The sequence below is a fragment of the Nocardia sp. NPDC019395 genome, assembly GCF_040632335.1.
Taxonomy (GTDB): Bacteria; Actinomycetota; Actinomycetes; order Mycobacteriales; family Mycobacteriaceae; genus Nocardia.
The window spans coordinates 40291-57884 of sequence record NZ_JBEYBT010000002.1 but is presented as its reverse complement, the minus strand read 5'-3'; the positions used below and the strand labels follow the sequence as shown (position 1 = coordinate 57884).

The following is a 17594-nucleotide window of genomic DNA, read 5'->3' as shown; positions in this document are numbered from 1 at the left end:
GCCGCGATCGCGGTTCGCGATCAGTTGTTCAGCCGGACGCCGGTGACCGTCCCGCAATCGACTTCCTTGCTGCCCTTCTCACTCGCGCCGATAACTACTTCGATCTTCTCGCGACAGCCCTCCCTGCTGCTGTCATCACGCAGGATGATCAGGCTCTGCGATACCTCGCAGTGCGCGTTGTAGTAGACCGTGTCGGAGAAGTTGCCGTTGAAGTACTTGTAGTTGACACATCCCGCACTCCCCTCGTGAGCGTCATCGGCCGAGGCCGGGGTAGCGGCCCCGACGCTGAATCCGATCGGTGCGACGATCACCGCCGCAGCCGCCAGCAGCCTTGCCACGTTGTTACGCATGAATACCCTTCTCATCCATTCCCGGTCGGCGCCGGTACCGGCCGAACCGATTGCGAACCCTCTCAGGATCTGCGCAAGGATGCAAGATAAAGAATTATCACCAGGGGGAAATGGCGCCAAGCCGGCCGGTGATTCCCGGATTCGTCGAGAAGCCGCGACGAAGGACCGATCGAACCGCTAGAAAATCAGGAAATTACCAGGTGAACGGAGGGTTATCGAAGAATCTCAGCCTTACCGCAAATGCCTTATAACGTACCTATACAAGCAATTCGACGAAATCCACACGGCCGAAATCCCAGCCATGATCCAATATCATTGAACGACAATGCATTTACTAGCCAACTCATAGATTTCGCGGTCGGCCGAGTCGTACAGCCCCGGCGCGCCGGCGACTACCGCGGCCGGCGAGGGCGTCCTCGCCCTCGGCTACCGAGTCGACCGATCCAGCCGGACAGTCACCGAAGTGGCAGTCGGCGAGATCCACATGCCGGTTCTCCAGACGAATCCACCACTGCGGTATTACGTTCTTCTAGCAAGAAGTTCGCCTATTGCAGCCGGACGGAGGCGCGGGTGCGATCGACTCGGAGGTTCGACCGGCGCACGCTACTGCGGGGCACCGTCGCGGCCGGAGCGGCAGCGGCAGCGTCCTCGATGACCGGGTGCGGTACCAACGACGACGACGCACTCACCTTCTTCTTCCAGGCCAAACCCGACGAGGCGAAGGTCCGGCTGAAGATCGTCGACGAGTTCCGTAAGCGGTATCCGGACATCAAGATCCGGACCCAGATGTCCGGTCCCGATCCGCAGACACAGATCCTGACCTACTGTGCGGGCGATACCTGCCCGGACGTGCTGATGTCGTGGGAGCTGTCCTACTCCTTCCTCGCCGAACGCGGCATCTTCGAGAACCTCGACACGATCCTGAACAAAGACCCGGCGTACGCGGCCGAGCTGCGGAAGGACAGCTCGACGGCCCTGTACAACACCTTCCGCTTCCGGAACGCTCAGTACGCACTGCCCGAGCAGTGGGCCGGTATCTTCCTGTACTACAACAAGAAGCATTTCGCCGACGCCAGACTGCCACCACCACCAGCACGGTGGGAAGACTCCTGGAGTTTCGACGAATTCCTTTACACCGCACGCGCACTGACCAAACGGGACAGCTCCGGCGATATCACCCAGTGGGGGTTCGTGGATCCCTGGACCACCTACTACTCCGCCAGTTGCTTCGGCATGAACAACGGCGTCGAATGGTTCACCCCCTCCATCGGCCCGGCCCGCACCAATATCGACGACGACGCCTTCATCGAGGGCGTGCAGTTCTACACGGACCTGTCCACCCGGCATCAGGTGATGCCGAAAATCGAATATCAGCAGTCGCTCTCGTCGTCCGATATGTTCGCCCAGGGCAAGGCCGCGATGGCGCTGTCCGGGCACTGGATGTACAGCACCTACACCAGCCAGGAAGACCTCGACTTCGACGTCACGGTGCTACCGGTCGGGCCGCGCGGTACCGCCGCTCGATCCGATATCGGTACCACCGGGCTCTCGATCGCAGCCGACAGCCCACGCAAAGAACAAGCCTGGGAATTCGTCAAATTCGCCACCGGACCGGTCGGTCAGGCGGTCATCGCCGAATCAGGACTGTTCGTCCCCGCATTGAAATCGGCGCTCGCCTCCGGCGAGTTCGCGCGGGCACATACGAAGGTGCACAATCTCGAGGTCTTCGCCGGCGGCGACCATGCGAACAACCTGCCGGTCACGCCGGCGTGGCCGCGCGTCGAGGCGGTGATCGAACAGGGATACGACCGCGTGTTCCGCGGGGCCGCCCCCGCGGAATGGTTCAAACAAGGCCTTGCCGGACAGATCAACGACCTGCTGGAGGCACAGTGAGCGACAATGGCGTAGCGGCTCGCTGGGCCGACCGGGTGCGGGTGTCCCGCAGAACACCGGGCACAGTGAGCGATAATCGCGCAGTGGATCGCCGCGCCGGCCACAAGTCACAGGATGCGGTATGACGACGCTCGGCATACCGCGCCCCTCCGCGCTGCGCCGGCGCAAGGCCGCCGCGGGACGAATATTCATCGCCCCCAACCTCATCGCGGTTGCGGTGTTCATGGCGTTCCCGCTGGTTTTCACGTTGTACCTGAGCCTGCACAGTTGGGATCTGTTCAGTTCGCCGACGTTCATCGGCGTCGGTAACTTCCGCCGGCTCTTCGCGCACGACCCACTGTTCTGGGTGGCCCTGCGCAATACGGTGATCTTCACCGTCGGCACGCTGATCCCGACCATCGTCATCGGTCTCACCGTCGCCGCGGCCCTGAACCGGAGGCTCACGGGCATCGGCATCTTTCGCAGCATCCTGTTCATGCCGCTGGTCGCCTCGACCGTGGCGATGGCGGTGGTCTGGCGGCTCACCTTCAGCACCGACTACGGCGTGTTCAACACCGCCCTCGGATGGGTCGGTATCGGTCCCGTCCCGTGGCTCACGCACCCCGGCTGGTCGATGGTCTCCTTGTGCCTGGTCAGTGTGTGGAAGAGCGTCCCCTTCGCCACCATCGTTCTACTCGCCGCCATGCAGGGCATACCGGCCGATGTCTACGAATCCGCCCGTATCGACGGCGCCGGTACGTTCCGGCAGTTCCGGTCGATCACCGTGCCGCTGATCCGGCCCGCGCTCTCGTTCGCGTTCGTCATCACGGTCATCAACTCGTTCCAGGTGTTCGATCAGGCGTACGTCCTCACCGGCGGCAAGGGGGGTCCCGAAACCGGCACCTACGTGCTCGGGATAATGCTGTACCAGAATGCCTTCTCCTTCGGCGATATCGGATACGCGTGCGCACTCGCCTGGGTGATATTCGCGATCCTGCTGGCACTGACGCTGCTGCAAATGCGATTCACCCGCCGCAATACCTACGAAGGCGAGGCCTAGGTGGCGACCGCGACCGCGAATCGTGCCGTTATCCGCCGTACCGTGCGCGGGGCACTGCTGTATCTCGTGCTCGTCGCGATGGCATGGTGTGCACTGTTTCCGCTGCTGTGGGCACTGTCGAGTTCGTTGAAAAAGCAGGGTGACATCTCCGATACCAGCATCGTCCCGACCCATCCGGCATGGTCGAACTACCGCGATATCTTCGACCTGATGCCGTTCTGGCGGATCTTCTTCAACACCGTGCTCTACGCCGGCTGTGTCACCGCGGGCCAGGTGTTCTTCTGTTCACTGGCCGGATATGCCTTTGCCCGGTTGCCGTTCACAGGGCGCAATGTCCTGTTCGTCGCCTATCTCGCCACCTTGATGGTGCCTACGACCGTCACGGTCATTCCCCAGTTCATCCTCATGCGCACCTTCGGCTGGGTGGACAGTCCCCTGGCCATGATCGTGCCCGGGCTGTTCGGCAGCGCGTTCGGAACCTACTTGATGCGGCAGTTCTTCATCACCTTGCCGGCCGAATTGGAGGAGGCCGCCATCCTCGACGGATGCTCGGTGTGGCAGACGTACTGGCGGGTTCTGCTACCCCATGCGAGACCGGCGGTGATGGTGCTCGCGGTACTCACCTGGGTGACGGTGTGGAACGACTTCCTCTGGCCGCTGGTGATGATCCAGCGCGACGAGATCTCCACGCTGACACTGGGATTGGTCCGCTTGCAAGGTCAGTACGAAACGAACTGGCCGATCCTCATGGCGACCTCCATCCTGATGTTGCTGCCGATGCTGGTGATCTACGCGTTCGCGCAGAAATCTTTCGTCCGCGGCATCGCGATGTCCGGGCTCGGTGGCCGGTGATACGAGCTCGGTCGCCGTACGTCATTTCTCGCGGCAGTAGTGGCGGGCGCGCGCATTACGGTCCCCTGTCCTGGTACCACCATGCGGTGGTGGCGATATCGGCTTCGGCCAACGGTAGATACCGCGCCTCTCGTTCCTCGTCCTGCCAGCCCAGCGCCTGCAGCGTGACACGCAGCTCCCGGTGGAATCGGATCGGGTCACGCACATGCCACCGATACATTCCGAATCGCTGTCGCGGCGTATAGATCTCGTCACGCGGAAGTACTTGGTGCAGGCCCAGATACGGGCTGGAATACTCGTGATAGGCGCCGTCGAGGTCGAAGTTCCACGCGCCGCCGAAATAGTCCTCGGTACCGGTACCGCAGATCGTCGGGAACTCGGCGTCTCCGTCGAGATGGAACTTGATCTCCCCCTCGCCCCACCAACCCGTCGCATTCGGTGCGATCGCCAGATAGGTACCGACGTAGCGGCCGCGGCCGCGGATACCGTCGACGACGGTGTGCACCGCCGGTGTGCCCAGCGGATTGCTCTGTCGCCGCCGGCAGTGCAGGTAGCCGGCGTACTCGCCCACCTCGGTCTCGTCGTAGGTGAGCTGATAGTAGACCGGTACCGATCGATCGGTCGGGTTGCGCAGGACGATATGTGCGCGTTCACGAAACGGCATGGGCCAGTAGCTGTTCAGTCCGCCCGCGGGCGCGACCACTACCATCTCCGAACTCACCAGCGCCAGCTCGTCCCAGCCGTTGCAGAAGAAATCGCCCAGCGGCACGTCGATCGACGGCTGCGACTCGTCGTCCCAGGTGCAGCTCAGCGTCAACCGGCGCAGCACCGAGCGGTCGGTGGTCAGCCAGAAGTGCCGGATCACTCCCGGTCCGGAAACGTCGGCCAGTGTCGCGGTGGCACCGGCCGCCAGGTCGATCGACGGTGACACCTTCCACCCCACACCGAGATCACGTGCCGCCCGCGAACCGGTGCCGGTGTCCGCACGTCCGCCCGCGCCCGCCGCACCGGTCGGGTTCTCCGGGCTGATCGAGCGTGTACGTGCGTCGTCCAGATGCCAGAGTTCAGCCATGGTCCGCCGCCCGATGTTGTTCCGTAGCCAGGAAATGCGTGATATCCGTGGTCGATTCGTAGAGTTCGCGGTAGCGCCGGTAGTACTGGTCGTAGATCGCTTGTCGTTCGGCGTCCGGCTCGATGATCGTGGTCACCGGGTTCCATTCGGACGTGTCGAGGCCGGCGGCCTCAGCGGCCAGCAGGGCGTTTCCGAGGCAGGCACCGACAGTCTCCGCCGGTAGCTCCTGTGGCAGGCCGGTCACGTCGGACACGATTTGGGTCCACAGGCCGCCTTTGGTGCCACCACCGACCGCGACCAGGCGCCGGGCGCGGCCACCGGCGTCGGACATGGCCTCCAGGTTGTGCCGCACGCCGTATCCGGTGGCTTCGAGCGCGGCTCGATACAGCTCGTCGCGGCCGTGGCTGGTGGTGAGACCGGCGATTACACCGCGAGCGTCGGGATCGAACAGCGGTGTTCGTTCGCCGGCGAAATACGGCAGCATCAACAGCCCCCGGCTACCCGCCGGTACTTTGCCCGCCTCCGCGATCAGGTCACCGAATTCTCCACCGACCAGACGGCGCAGCCACTCGGTGACCGCACCCGAGGTGGCCATTCCCGCCGCCAGAGCGTAGGTGTCCGGCCACGCGCCGCAGGTGCCCCACAGGCCGGGATGCGGACGCGGCCGGGTGAGGATCTGAACCAGGAACATCGTCGTGCCGTACATGACCATCGCATCGCCGGGAGCGCGCACTCCGACGCTGGCGGCCTCGGCCCATGCATCGACCGTGCCGGTGGTGACCGGCAGCCCTTCCGGAAGACCGGTAGCGGTCGCCCCTTCCGCGGTCACCCGGCCCACTACCTCGGTGGGCCAGGCGAGTTCGGGCAGCGGCAGGCCCGGAGCGCAGTGCTCGGACCAGTCGCTCGCCCATTCCCGTGTGCGCAGGTCGTACATGGGCACGCACTGACTCGCCGACTGATGGTCGAGCACGTAGCGCCCGGTCAACCGTCGCACGAGAAAGGAGCTCGCCATGAGCAGCATGCGCGTGCGCGCATAGATCTCCGGCTCGTGCCGCGCCAGCCACCGCAGCTTCGGCCCGACCGCCTGGCTGGTCAGTGGCGACCCGGCCCGCTCGAGTACCTCCCCTGGGCCCAATTCGTGGCCCAGCTCGCCGATCTCGACAGTTGCCCGGGTGTCCACGCCGTACAGGATGGCCGGCCGCAGCGGGTTTCCCTCCGCATCGGCGGGTAGCAGACACGGGCCGATACCGCTGATCCCGAGGCCCTCCAGCCGCCCGCCCGCGGACGCATCGACCAGTTCGCGGGCGATGGCGGCGAAATCCGCCCACCACACGGTTTCCGCATCGTGTTCGACCCATCCCGGGTACGGCATCGATACCTCGTGCGGGCGCTCGGCCCGGGCGAGAATCGTGCCGTCGGCATCGGTCAGAACACCCTTGGAACCGGATGTGCCGATATCGATTCCGATGAACATGGTCACCGGGTGAATTCGTCCACGGTGACTCCCAGCAGGTCACACGCCGCCCGCACCGTCCCGCGATGGTCACCGGGCACGGCGTGGATATGGTTGGCGCCGAACCGGGACAGGAAATCGTCGGCAGCTGCGTCCAGACGGGCGAACGCATGCGGCCATTCGCGAGTCGACTGGTTCATCAATTCTTCGTTGGTGGCATCGTCGTAGGTTTCGAAGTCACCGAGCATCAACTGCATTCGGTAGCTTCCGTCGTTACGGGTGAGCCGGCCGAAAGTCATCCGCCCCGGTGCCGCGAGATGGTGCACGGATGCCCCGCCGGCAGGGAAGAAGAACACCTCCGGGAACAGGTGCACCCGGGACAAGTTCTCCGCCGGATCGTCGCTGCGGGCGGCAAACCAGGTTGCGTGCTGGCCGGAGTTACACAGATCCCAGATATCGCGGTCCGCGTGGTAGTGCCGGACGTCGGCGAACAATACCGGTGTCTTCGCGATCTGCTTGAGCAGCTGCATGGTCAGCGCGCCGTCCATATCCGCCTCGGTCGCGCACACATGCGTCGGCTTCGCACCGTTCCAGTCATATGGGTCGTTCAGGAACGCCTCGGTGACGTCCATGGTGGCGAAGTGCTGGGTCAGTTCGGGCTGCCCCTTGATACCCGAGAAATCGATATTCCATTCCTCGATCAGCTCGCGCACCGCGAGGTAGGAACGGATCTGGCGCTCCAGCAACTCCGGAGTGAGTTTGTCACCGTCGTAGTGCACCCCGGCGGTGGTCTCCTCCAGCCATGCACGGGCCTTCGAAACCTCCGCGGCATCGGCCAGTTCGGCGCGGCGCACGATCTCCCACTGGTCGATCTCCTCGACGTCGACACCGAAAACACGCTGCCACTGATCGGTGTTCGCGACAGCGGTGTTCATCCCCATCGGCCGGCCGCCGAACCGGCCGAACGTCGAGCCACGGAGGTTCGACACCGCCGAGGCCGCCACTGCCTGGACACCGATCTTCTCGATCAGATCCGGGTCGGCCGGATCGCCCCACAGGCGGGTATGCGCGCGACCGATCTGATCCAGCGCTCCCCCGGCCGCCAGCATTCCGACCATTCCGGGCTGTACCGGGTCGATATTGGACAGCAGCAGCAACGCTCCCGGCGTGGCTCCCTGGACGAGCATCGTGAAGTGCGGGAACGCCCACACTGCGTAGTGCAGCACGGTCAGGTCCACTCCGGCCGACGCGACTTCGCGCGCCACCGAAACGGCGAGAGTGTTGGCACTGACCGGTGCGGAACCACGAACCACCTCGTGTCCGGCGGAGGTGAGTTCGGCGACGAGCCGGTCTTCGCTGGTACGGATGAACTCGGCTATGCCGTCGTGCACATAGTCGCGTCCGTCGGAAATACTGATTACACCGATACGTGCCACGCCGGATCCCTCCAAGAGACGAACGGTCGGACTCGCTGTACCCGATGGCGGTGTTCGCACGGTCCTCCGTGGTGACGCAGGCTGCCGCCTCCGGGCCGCGCTCGCACCACTAGAGATATCACTCAGGGAGCGGTTTCCGGTGGAGTTCTCCCGATCTCGAGGGCTGCCAGTGATACGCCGCCCTGTCCCCAGCCGCAACTGGTGATCCACAGCCCGCCGTCGTCGATCACCTCGGCGGCATGCGCCGCGATATGGCCGACACGGTCCTCGATCCGGAAATGGTAGGGATCGTCGCTGCGGAACACGTCAGTCCCGACGTAAGCGGGTCGCGGTCCGATGAACAGATACCAGGAACCGTTGTGGCACAGCACGAAAGGCGACTCGGTGTTACCGGCCTCGGTACCCGAGGTGGGGTCGGTGAACGCGATCCGCCGCTCGCTCCAGGTGCGCAAGTCGGTACTTGTGCGGTACGCGACCACATAGTTGCCGCCCGACGGCGAACTCGTCGCGGCGTAGTACATCACCCAGCGGTCGTCGATCCGGGCGACCATGGGATCGCGGGCGTCGTACCCGTCACGAAAGACCGGCCCGGCCGGTTCGCGGGTCCACTCGAACAGATCATCGGAAGTGGCCACGCAGATCATCGCCGCGGTGCGGTCATCGCCGCCGCCCGCGTAGAACATGTGGTAGCGCCCGTCGGCGCGGATCACATACGGCGCCCATAGATGCGTCTCGCCGCGCTCGCGGTCCACAACCAGCGCCGAACGGTGTTTGGTCCACGGGCCGTGCAGGTCGTCGGCGCTCGCGTGAGCGAACTCGATTTCGTCGAACGGATCCGCCGGTTCGCTATGGGTGATACCGAACAGGTGCCAGCGGCCGGATTCGTCACGAATGACAGTGTGGTCGTTTATGTACCATCGCTGCGCTTCGCCGGCGCTCGGGTCGTAGATTGTGCGGAAACGCTCGGCCCGGACGCTCATCACACCTCCTCCTCGAAATTCGCTCTCGGGCTCGATCATCTGACACCGTCTCCTCACAGTCGCGTTCGCCGAACCGTATCGAACTCGCCGAGGCACTTGGACATGACTGCATCACACAGTGGGAGGTTTAGCGGACAGCGACCAGGGCTAGTCCGTGAAGGGGCTTCCTGGTTCACCCGATCGAAACTGCTCGACCTCTCGCTGATGCACTCCTGATCGACAACTTCGTTCCGGACGGCATCGCGCGCAAGATCAGATCGTTCGCCGAAAGGACTGAGGGACTGTGCACTACATGGATTCGAGCTCGGCCACCTTTTCGCCCGACGGTCGGCGGTGACCGGCGCGATGGGAATCCTCGAGCTGACCGACGACTTCTACCAAGATCCGCACGCGACCTACCGGACGCTGCGTGAGCGCGGTCCCCTGCACCGAATTCGATTGGACGGTGTACTCGGCTGGCTGATCGTCGATCATGACGTAGCCAAGCAGGCCTTCGCGGAGCCGACCATCAGCAAACGCATCGGGTCGCCCGAGGGGCAGGCTGTGCTGGCCAAAAACGGCGCAGCCGAAATGTTCGACACCGCCATCAGCGACAACATGTTGTTCGCCGATCCGCCACAGCACACCCGGCTACGCCGTCTCGTGGCCAAGGCATTCACCGGTCCCGCCATCCGCGATCTCCAGCCGAGAATCACCTCGATCGCCGACACCCTGCTCGACGATATCAGCGCGCGAACGACCGTCGACCTCATCGACAGCTACGCGTTCCGGCTGCCGACCGCGGTGATCTGCGAACTGCTCGGAGTCCCCGACGAGGACAAGGACGATTTCCGCTCGTGGACCGCCGTCGTCGTCAGCGACTCGGCCACGATCGAGGAACGCTCCGCGGCCGGGGTCAGCTACTTGACCTACCTGACGAAATTGATCGCCACACGCACCGACGACCCCCGCGACGACCTGCTATCCCAACTGATCATCGCGAAAGACCACGAAGACCGCCTGGACGACCACGAACTCATCGCCATGCTGCTCCTGCTGCTGATAGCCGGGCACGAGACCACCGTCAACCTCATCGGCAATTCGATACTGGAGCTGCTACGCGATCCGGCATCGGCCGAGCGGCTACGCACCGAACCCGAAGCGATACCCGCCTACCTCGAGGAGATCCTGCGCTGTCACGGGTCGTTGCACGTGGCGACGGCTCGCTACACCACCGCCCCGATCACCCTGGGCGGTACGGATATCGACGCGGGCGAATTCATCCTGATCTCACTCGCCGCCGCCAACCGCGACCCGGCGCGCTTCGCCGACCCGGACCGGATCGACCTCGACAGACCCGGGGGCCGCCACATCGCCTTCGGGCACGGCATCCATCACTGTCTCGGCGCCGCCCTGGCCCGCATGGAGGCCACCACCGCCATCTCGCGACTGCTGGCCAAGTTCCCGGATATATCGCTCGACGGGGAATTCAGCGATCTGACGTGGCGAAAAAGCCTCCTGATCCATGGTTTGACCAGCCTGCCGGTTCGACTGGCCGCACCCACTGAATCCCATCCCGTATCCAGCGCCGACGTGGACCGCTACTCTCTGTCGGTCTGACCCCGGACGTCACGAATTCTGTTCTAAACCTATGGCACCGAGGCCATTTCAGGGTTTGGCAGGGTGGCCGGAGCGCGGACGAGATCCTCGTATCAACCGCGTCATGAAGAGGGTGGTGGAACGAACCCTTCCGGCCACCGTGTGCCGCTGTCGTAGATGATTCCGGCGAGGTCAGCACCGTCCAGAGAGGCGCCGGTGAGGTCCGCACCGGAGAGGTCTGCCGCGGTGAGATTCGCGTTTTCCAGGTTCGCGCCGGAGAGGTTCGCACGGGTGAGGTCGGCTCGGGTGAGATTCGCATCCGTGAGGAACGCGTCGGAGAGGTCGGCCCAGGAGAGGTCGGCCTCGGTGAGGTTCGCGTGGATGAGGGTCGCGGCGAGAAGCTCCGCGCCGATGAGGTTCGCGCGGGTGAGCTCCGCGGAGCCGAGGACGGCGACGGTGAGAAACGCGTTGGAGAGATTCGCTTCGGTGAGGCGCGCATTCTGGAGGTACGCGCCGTCAAGGACGGCATTCGTCAGGTTGACGCCGGCGAGCTGCGGCGCGGCACTGTCGGACCCTGACTTCCTGGAGTCCCATGCCTCGGGCAAGCAGGCCCGGCGGAGATTCAGTGTGTTCACCGGGTCATCGTGTGTGATGTCGCGCCGCGAGATAACTGTCAGCGCCGTTTCGACATCGGCAGGTAAGGCCTTTCGGGGAGCGGCGGGATCGAAGCCCGGCGGCTCTACCCCCGGAAGATCGGTGAAGTACGCGGCGCATGTCGCGTTGTGTGCGTGGGTCTGAAGAAACGAGCTGAGCAGAGCGAAAACGGTGGGGTGATCGCCCGGTGAATCTTTCGCGAGCTTTTCGAGCAGGTAGATCCCCGAGAGACGGACGTTGACCTTGTCGGAAGCCAATTGTTCAGCACCGAGCCGGAAGCGGTCGGTGATCGCCGTTTTCTGAGCCAGGGATTGCTGGTCGTTGGACACCTTCAGCGACTGACCCGAGAACCACAGCGCGGCGAGCGCGGCCACCGACGCACCGAGCGTCGCGAAGGTGGCCGCCACCGCCCCCAGCTTCGCCCAGCCCGGCCAGTGCAAGAACCTGCTCAACCGCGAGGGCGCAACCACCGGCTCGGGCGGGGGCGATGGTCTCAGGGATCGACCCCGGCCCGCGACGACAGGACGGTTACGAGCGGGCAGGCCATCCCCCGTAGTCATCAGAATCCTCCGAAATAGCTCTCCTCCAACCTATCCGAACCAAGAGCCGAGAACCACGTCGCCGGGCAGATCGCGCGTCCTCTCGGGTGTCAGGAGCAGTGACGGGTTTCGGCACGGGGTCCCCGCTATGACGTCGATTGCACCGCAGAGGTCGACACAACTTGCCTACAGCAACAACCACTACCCAGACTTCTCTGATGCACGAAACGCGGGGAACCGAATGGCCGAGCACCACCCACGACTGGACCACCGAGGTGGACATCGCGCATGTTCAAAGCATCCGCCGCGACCCGGCCACCATTGCCCCCGGCGGCCTGCAGCATCTCATCCTGGAGGTCGTCGCCTACGCGGCCGACGAAGCAGAGGCCACCGGAACCGGCCGATGCCTCATCGTCCTGCATCCCGACGGTTCGGTATCGGTCTCCGACAACGGCCGCGGCACCGACACCCGGACGGATGGCCGAGGCCGCCCGATCAAAAAACCCATCATGTCGACGAAAGACCTGCGATTCTTCGACCACCCGGAAACGCAAACCCTCCCGGATCGGCACCCACGCCGCGGTATCTCCATCGTCGCAGCTCTGAGCAAGTGGCTCGTCCACACCAACCGCCGCCGCACCGGCGCCTGGACCCAACGCTACGAACACGGCATCCCGGTGAGTGACCTCCTGCCCGTCGACACCACCGACCCGACCGGAACAACAGTCCACTTCCTGCCGGACCCCGACTCAGCGACCGGCACCGCACTCAGCGCCCCGGACCTGCTGGAGATGGCGAACTCCTGGCCTCACCTTTCGGCAACGATCGACGACGCCCGAGCACCGCGGCAACGATGAGGGCCCGAGGTCCTCTCACCGTCAGCGGATACGCGCGAGAGGAACTGATCGAACCGTGCCTACCGGATCTGAACGTCGATGGTCGCGGCACTGATACCAGGGCCGGCGGCGCGGGCGGCCTTCTTGGCCGCATCCTTGATCGCCAGTTCCAGAGATCGCCAGTCCGCGTAGCCGGATCGGTCAGTGAACGCGGAATCCTTCCGGACGAATACCAGCCAGTTCGAACAAATCCGCCGCGACGTCGCAGCCGGTGCGACGGCCGGTCACGCCGAGATGCTCGGCGAGCCGATCGGCGGAGGTAGCTTTCCGGCTCGAACAGCGTCGCCTACGGTACCGGCGACGAGTGACATGTCCGTGCCGAGGTCGACGAGGTCGGCGATCGTCCGCTCGACGGTGAGTGTCGGCAGACCGTCGACCGGTAGCACATCGTCCGGGGCCAGGCGCCGGATCCGTAGGCGCACACTGGGAAGACGAGTGCCCTTACATGCGGAGACGATGTAGTCGAGTTCGTCGAGCAGGAAGTCTCCGATACCGTGGACAGTGGCCGCCGTGGTACCGGCAGCCATGAGCGCGGACACCCCGGTGCCGGCGCGGGGGCAGTCACGCCGCCGAGCGCGAGCCAGGTCGCATAGATCGTCTCGTGTTCGGCCGATGGCGCGCCGGCCATCCGGTAAACCCCATGCGCGACGCGCTCGATCGCGCCGGCGGCGGCCATCCGAGACAGCTGCTTGCGAGCGATACCGACAGTGGCAGCCTGAGCCGTCGTGAACAAGCCCCACCGCTATTCCGCGATGACGCCGAGCCGCGCCAGCGTCACATCCGCCACGACAACAAATGCACCCATTCAAGGGGACAAATGTTGTCATCGTGCTCGTGCGTGCGGACGCTGGGCACCTGGAGCCATCGCCACCTGGGATTCGGTCCTCCGGGTTCCGCTCTAGCTCGGGGTTGTCGCAGAACAGCCGCCGCACCTGCAGCCGAATCATACCTCCCGACCGATGATCGCAGTATCGGACAAGCGCCGCTGGTAGCGTCTGTGGACCCGCCACGACGATGACCCACAGCCCGGACAAGCCACCGCCTCGCCGCAGGTACTCACATCGAGGTTCACCCGCGACCCGTTCGAGGTCACCGCGCCGATCCGCAACCCGTCCAGGTGAGGAAACAAGACCGCCGTCGGCCCGAGATCAGAACATCGGCGCCATGATCGATCATCAAGCCCCCGTATGCAATCCGGGGCGGGTCGATCACGCAAACCGTGCCAGATCCAGGATTGGCCTGCCGTGACAGGTAACAGAGCAACACAGGTGAAAGCTACTCCAGCAGAATATCAGTCGCTGAAGGCGAGACCTGAACATCGAGGCGATTCCCGCCATTTCTGTCAGTGGACTGTGACACCCTCGTCTTCGTTACCCTTTCACCCCGTTGCATGAGGACACATGACCGAGCTGATTCCCGGCGTAGGCGCCGGTTCCCTGCTGCAGTCCCGGTTACTCGCCGACGACCACTCGACCCGGATCGGGGCAATCTTCCGCCTCGACTACAACGAGGCAATCGTACTCACCCACGACCGATGGAAGTTCGATGCCGGTGGCCTCCCCCAGTTCTCATTCCTCCTCGCCACCGCTCAGGATATCAACACACCACAGGTCGATGACGACGAGGTGCTGCTGCTTCGAGTCGAAGGCACCGCTCAGCTCAGCATGGAAGCCGACCTCCATGCGGTCCGGGAGGAGTCTCTCCGCACCGCATTGTCCAACAAGCAAGACCCATCACCCTCTGCAGTCCTCGATGTCGAGATGGACCCGTTCACCCGGAACCGGGTCTCCTTCACTGGCCTGAAATGCAAGGTCTTGGGCACCTTCTACGAGGACGACGTCGACGGGGATAAGGTCCTGGAGTTCGGCGCCGACGTCGACAACTTCTACGCCACTTCGACCTACCGCGTCCTGAAGCCCATCGGCGAGGGCCTGTCGACGATCGCCTCCTATCTCAAGCCGACCGATCGCGAGGTGAAGAAAGTTCGCCTCGGCGCTGTCCGGTATTCCGCCACCCGAAGGCGAGCGAAGGCGTCCAAACAGGCCGATGCAGCGGTCGAGGTCAACATCCACGATTTCATCGGCAACAAGACCGCACTCCTCGGCATGACCCGCATGGGCAAGTCCAATACAGCGAAAACCATCATCGCACGGACATTCATGGTGTCCGAGGAACGTCGAGCCGCAGACGAGCCTCCCATCGGTCAGGTCATCTTCGATCCGCAAGGGGAGTACGCCAACCCGAACTCCCAGGACGGGACCGAGATCGCCGCGATCGGGGAGCAACATGTCCGCATCTTCAAGTTCGGTGCCGACAACTCCCAGCCCCATGTCCGTCCACTCGGCATCAACTTCTTCGACCCCCAGCAGATCGATGCCGTCCAAGGCCTCATCGCCGACAAGCTACGCTCCGACGGATCCTCCGGCTATGTCAACGATTTCGCCTCCACTCAGTTCGGCGACGTCCGAAACGACTACTCACAGACGGCACGCGCCCAGCGTGGGAGGCTGCTGCTCTACGGATGCTTACTCCGTGCGGCTTTCCCTGTACCGAGGTTCAACGCTGGCACCAACTACCCCTACTCCGTCCTCATCAGCATGGATAAAGACCTGCGTGCTGACATCACCGGACACATCGGGCATGACCCCTTCAAGCGAGCCGGACGGATCTGGAGCATCCAGACCAACGACATCCGACCCGTTATCGACGCTATCCTCGTGCTCCGAGAGGCCGGAAACGAAAGAGCCGACGAATTCTGCGACGACATCCGCTGGCAGTCGACGGAGCCCATCTACACCGGCTCTACCTCGGGCTCATCGGGCCGTGTCCGTGGCTGGCGAAATCTGATCGAACTCAAGGATTTCCATAACCCGGATACCCAGCGTGACCCAGCCGAGGATATCTATACCGAGCTGGTCCAGGGACGTATCGTCATCGTGGACCTCCACGTCGGCACACCGAATATCACCCGAGTTCTGAGCGAGAACATCGTGCGCCGTATCCTTGCGAAGCAAACCGAGGTGTTCACGTCGGGTGCCGATGTCAAGCCACCGCCGATCCAGGTGATGCTCGAAGAGGCGCACAACCTGTTCGCAAGTGACCGATACAAAGACGACGCAGATGTGTGGGTCAAGCTCGCGAAGGAGGCCAGCAAGCTCAACCTTGGTATGACGTATGCCACTCAAGAGGTCTCAGGGGTTGCCCACCAGGTGAAGGCGAATACCGCCAATTGGGTTGTCGCCCACCTGAATAACACCAAGGAACTCACCGAGCTCGGAAGGTTCTACGACTTCGGGTCGTTCTCTGATGCAATCCTCTCGGCCGAGGATCGAGGCTATGTACGGCTGAAAACGCTATCTTCGCCGTACATCGTTCCGGTCCAGATCGATCGCTACGCCACCGAACTCGTCAACCAGGCACGGGCGGCCGCTGGCGACCAGCCTCTGCCCCTGTCCACTGAGGTGCTCTTCTGATGCCGTATGAGACGGTGGGCGGTACCAACGAGATCGCCTCGCGGCTGAGCCACTCCACCGCCGCGGTCCGCGCGGTAGCCGATCAACGCACGTTTCATGTCCCCGTCGAAGCGCTCCGTGACCTCGATGAGGTGACGAAGCGGATCAGACCGCGAGCCGACTTTGCTTTCCCTGCAGCAGAGGTCCGTCTCACCTCGGCTATCGCCGTTGACGGGTCGTATGTCGTCGAGCAAATCAGGGATGGCCTTCCATCCGTGCACTACGGATTTGCCCAAGCAGCGGCGGCGTACGTAGACCTGGGGATCATGGAGACTCAGAAGGCCGAGCGGTTCGTCGATCCCTACGAGATCAGCCGGGCAGTGAACTCCGCGCTCGTCACCCTGGACCTCCCTGTCTCCGGCGCCTACACGCGCGCGGGAGTCGACATCGCCACCTCATGGCGAGAAGCGATCGACCAACTTTTCCGATTGAAGAAGATCGAGGTCAACCGACTCAACCAGACCCTGCTCGATCTGCTGTTCATGCTCCACGGGGAGCCTGGAAAACCAGCCTCAGATGTCCCGGTCAACTGCCCCACGGACGGCTGCCAGAAAGATGTCCCAGTCACCCCGGCTGGCATCGAGTGCAAGTGCGGCGAGTACCTGTTCCCGACCGATGTGCTGCGCATCCACGAAGAAGTCGGCGAAGAGGGGACGAACCAGTCGGCCCTCAGCCGGCTGATGTCCGTGGTAGAACTCCTTGTCCTGGTAGGACTCGCAACTCTGCTTTGGGAACAATCCCGCAGGGAGATCCTGCGGCAGACTTTGTTCATCGTCGATGGCCCGCTCGCGATGTACGGACCTCCGGCGAAGCTCAGAGGCTGGGCGCTGGAGTATTTCCAGAAGATGGCCACGACGTCACCCCGGAATGCTCCGTACGTCTGTGGCCTGGAGAAGACCGGTGCAATGGTCGACTACGCCCGTCAACTCGCTCGCCACGACGTCCTCGCCCCCGGCGATCTCCTTCTCTGCGACGTCGACATCATTGGCCGCGTGACCAACACGAACAACGCCCTCGGGTACGGCAAAGAGACATACTGGGGTCGCAAGTTCATCTACCGAACACTGGACGGGCGCGTCGTCGTACCTACCGTCATGCCGCCGACCGGATCTCCCTACGACACGTCAGGCGGGCTCACTGACCCCCAAGATTATCCGGCACTACCGGCGATCCTTGATGTAATCGACCGAACGGGGTCGTCGATGTACATCGATGGGGTCATCCCGGTCGCCGCCGCCCACGGCAAGGCCGCCTTCCCGATCGGCGTCGGCACCGACGTCCTTCGCCTCGTTGCGACGAAGAGACTCGGTCTCGACACTCGAGCCAGCAACCCGAGATAA

Annotated in this window: 14 protein-coding genes and 1 pseudogene; 7 read left to right on the top strand and 8 right to left on the bottom strand. The window is 63.7% G+C overall.

The features are described from left to right. Positions 1–20: 20 nt before the first annotated feature. Positions 21–350, bottom strand: coding sequence for a hypothetical protein (locus ABZ827_RS08905; RefSeq protein WP_357234750.1), 330 nt, complete (start codon positions 348–350; stop codon positions 21–23). 570 nt (positions 351–920) lie between these two features. On the opposite strand from ABZ827_RS08905, the gene ABZ827_RS08900 reads away from it, so the two are divergent. The 3 genes from ABZ827_RS08900 (at position 921) to ABZ827_RS08890 (ending at position 4134) form a co-directional block, all read left to right on the top strand. Beyond that, the gene (locus ABZ827_RS08900) at positions 921–2243 is read left to right on the top strand and encodes a sugar ABC transporter substrate-binding protein (protein ID WP_357234748.1); all 1323 of its coding nucleotides are present in this window, start codon (positions 921–923) and stop codon (positions 2241–2243) included. Positions 2244–2364: 121 nt separating this feature from the next. After that, a complete protein-coding gene (locus tag ABZ827_RS08895) occupies positions 2365–3282 on the top strand; it encodes a sugar ABC transporter permease (protein ID WP_357234746.1) in 918 nt (305 codons plus the stop codon). Further along, a complete protein-coding gene (locus tag ABZ827_RS08890) occupies positions 3283–4134 on the top strand; it encodes a carbohydrate ABC transporter permease (RefSeq protein WP_357234743.1) in 852 nt (283 codons plus the stop codon). It abuts the gene before it with no gap. A gap of 55 nt (positions 4135–4189) precedes the next feature. Here ABZ827_RS08890 and ABZ827_RS08885 read toward each other — a convergent pair whose 3' ends face one another. The 4 genes from ABZ827_RS08885 to ABZ827_RS08870 all read right to left on the bottom strand — a co-directional run bounded on the left by ABZ827_RS08885 (position 4190) and on the right by ABZ827_RS08870 (position 9075). Further along, positions 4190–5206: a glycoside hydrolase family 172 protein gene (locus tag ABZ827_RS08885; protein ID WP_357234740.1), complete on the bottom strand. Its 1017-nt coding sequence runs from the start codon at positions 5204–5206 to the stop codon at positions 4190–4192. After that, on the bottom strand, positions 5199–6680 hold the full coding sequence (locus tag ABZ827_RS08880; RefSeq protein WP_357235888.1) for an FGGY-family carbohydrate kinase: 1482 nt from the start codon (positions 6678–6680) through the stop codon (positions 5199–5201). The genes ABZ827_RS08885 and ABZ827_RS08880 overlap by 8 nt, the downstream gene beginning before the upstream one ends. Positions 6681–6682: 2 nt before the next feature. Further along, on the bottom strand, positions 6683–8095 hold the full coding sequence (locus ABZ827_RS08875; RefSeq protein ID WP_357234737.1) for an L-fucose/L-arabinose isomerase family protein: 1413 nt from the start codon (positions 8093–8095) through the stop codon (positions 6683–6685). A 122-nt stretch (positions 8096–8217) separates the two neighbouring features. After that, the gene (locus ABZ827_RS08870) at positions 8218–9075 is read right to left on the bottom strand and encodes a family 43 glycosylhydrolase (protein ID WP_357234734.1); all 858 of its coding nucleotides are present in this window, start codon (positions 9073–9075) and stop codon (positions 8218–8220) included. 345 nt (positions 9076–9420) lie between these two features. Here ABZ827_RS08870 and ABZ827_RS08865 point away from each other — a divergent pair, with 345 nt between their 5' ends. Then, a complete protein-coding gene (locus ABZ827_RS08865) occupies positions 9421–10674 on the top strand; it encodes a cytochrome P450 (RefSeq protein ID WP_357234733.1) in 1254 nt (417 codons plus the stop codon). 101 nt (positions 10675–10775) lie between these two features. Here ABZ827_RS08865 and ABZ827_RS08860 read toward each other — a convergent pair whose 3' ends face one another. Continuing rightward, the gene (locus ABZ827_RS08860) at positions 10776–11759 is read right to left on the bottom strand and encodes a pentapeptide repeat-containing protein (protein ID WP_357234730.1); all 984 of its coding nucleotides are present in this window, start codon (positions 11757–11759) and stop codon (positions 10776–10778) included. 305 nt (positions 11760–12064) lie between these two features. On the opposite strand from ABZ827_RS08860, the gene ABZ827_RS08855 reads away from it, so the two are divergent. Beyond that, positions 12065–12703, top strand: a complete 639-nt coding sequence (locus ABZ827_RS08855) for a hypothetical protein (RefSeq protein ID WP_357234727.1) — start codon at positions 12065–12067, stop codon at positions 12701–12703. A gap of 263 nt (positions 12704–12966) precedes the next feature. On the opposite strand, the gene ABZ827_RS08850 is transcribed toward ABZ827_RS08855, so the two are convergent. Together ABZ827_RS08850 and ABZ827_RS08845 are read right to left on the bottom strand one after the other, a co-directional pair. Then, entirely contained in the window at positions 12967–13269 is a 303-nt protein-coding gene (locus tag ABZ827_RS08850) for a hypothetical protein (protein ID WP_357235949.1), read from the bottom strand. 110 nt (positions 13270–13379) lie between these two features. Further along, positions 13380–13475 (bottom strand): annotated as a pseudogene (locus tag ABZ827_RS08845) (type IV toxin-antitoxin system AbiEi family antitoxin domain-containing protein); the annotation flags it as partial. Positions 13476–14142: 667 nt separating this feature from the next. Between ABZ827_RS08845 and ABZ827_RS08840 the strand changes: the two are divergent. Beyond that, positions 14143–16215, top strand: a complete 2073-nt coding sequence (locus ABZ827_RS08840; RefSeq protein WP_357234724.1) for a DUF87 domain-containing protein — start codon at positions 14143–14145, stop codon at positions 16213–16215. Next, a complete protein-coding gene (locus tag ABZ827_RS08835) occupies positions 16215–17594 on the top strand; it encodes a hypothetical protein (RefSeq protein ID WP_357234721.1) in 1380 nt (459 codons plus the stop codon). Before ABZ827_RS08840 ends, ABZ827_RS08835 begins: the two co-directional genes overlap by 1 nt.

Coding starts and splice junctions, on each gene's coding strand:
- ABZ827_RS08905 (WP_357234750.1), bottom strand. CDS start 350: ATGCGTAACAACGTGGCAAGGCTGCTGGCGGCTGCGGCGGTGATCGTC.
- ABZ827_RS08895 (WP_357234746.1), top strand. CDS start 2,365: ATGACGACGCTCGGCATACCGCGCCCCTCCGCGCTGCGCCGGCGCAAG.
- ABZ827_RS08885 (WP_357234740.1), bottom strand. CDS start 5,206: ATGGCTGAACTCTGGCATCTGGACGACGCACGTACACGCTCGATCAGC.
- ABZ827_RS08880 (WP_357235888.1), bottom strand. CDS start 6,680: ATGTTCATCGGAATCGATATCGGCACATCCGGTTCCAAGGGTGTTCTG.
- ABZ827_RS08870 (WP_357234734.1), bottom strand. CDS start 9,075: ATGAGCGTCCGGGCCGAGCGTTTCCGCACAATCTACGACCCGAGCGCC.
- ABZ827_RS08865 (WP_357234733.1), top strand. CDS start 9,421: ATGGGAATCCTCGAGCTGACCGACGACTTCTACCAAGATCCGCACGCG.
- ABZ827_RS08855 (WP_357234727.1), top strand. CDS start 12,065: ATGCACGAAACGCGGGGAACCGAATGGCCGAGCACCACCCACGACTGG.
- ABZ827_RS08850 (WP_357235949.1), bottom strand. CDS start 13,269: ATGGCTGCCGGTACCACGGCGGCCACTGTCCACGGTATCGGAGACTTC.
- ABZ827_RS08840 (WP_357234724.1), top strand. CDS start 14,143: ATGACCGAGCTGATTCCCGGCGTAGGCGCCGGTTCCCTGCTGCAGTCC.
- ABZ827_RS08835 (WP_357234721.1), top strand. CDS start 16,215: ATGCCGTATGAGACGGTGGGCGGTACCAACGAGATCGCCTCGCGGCTG.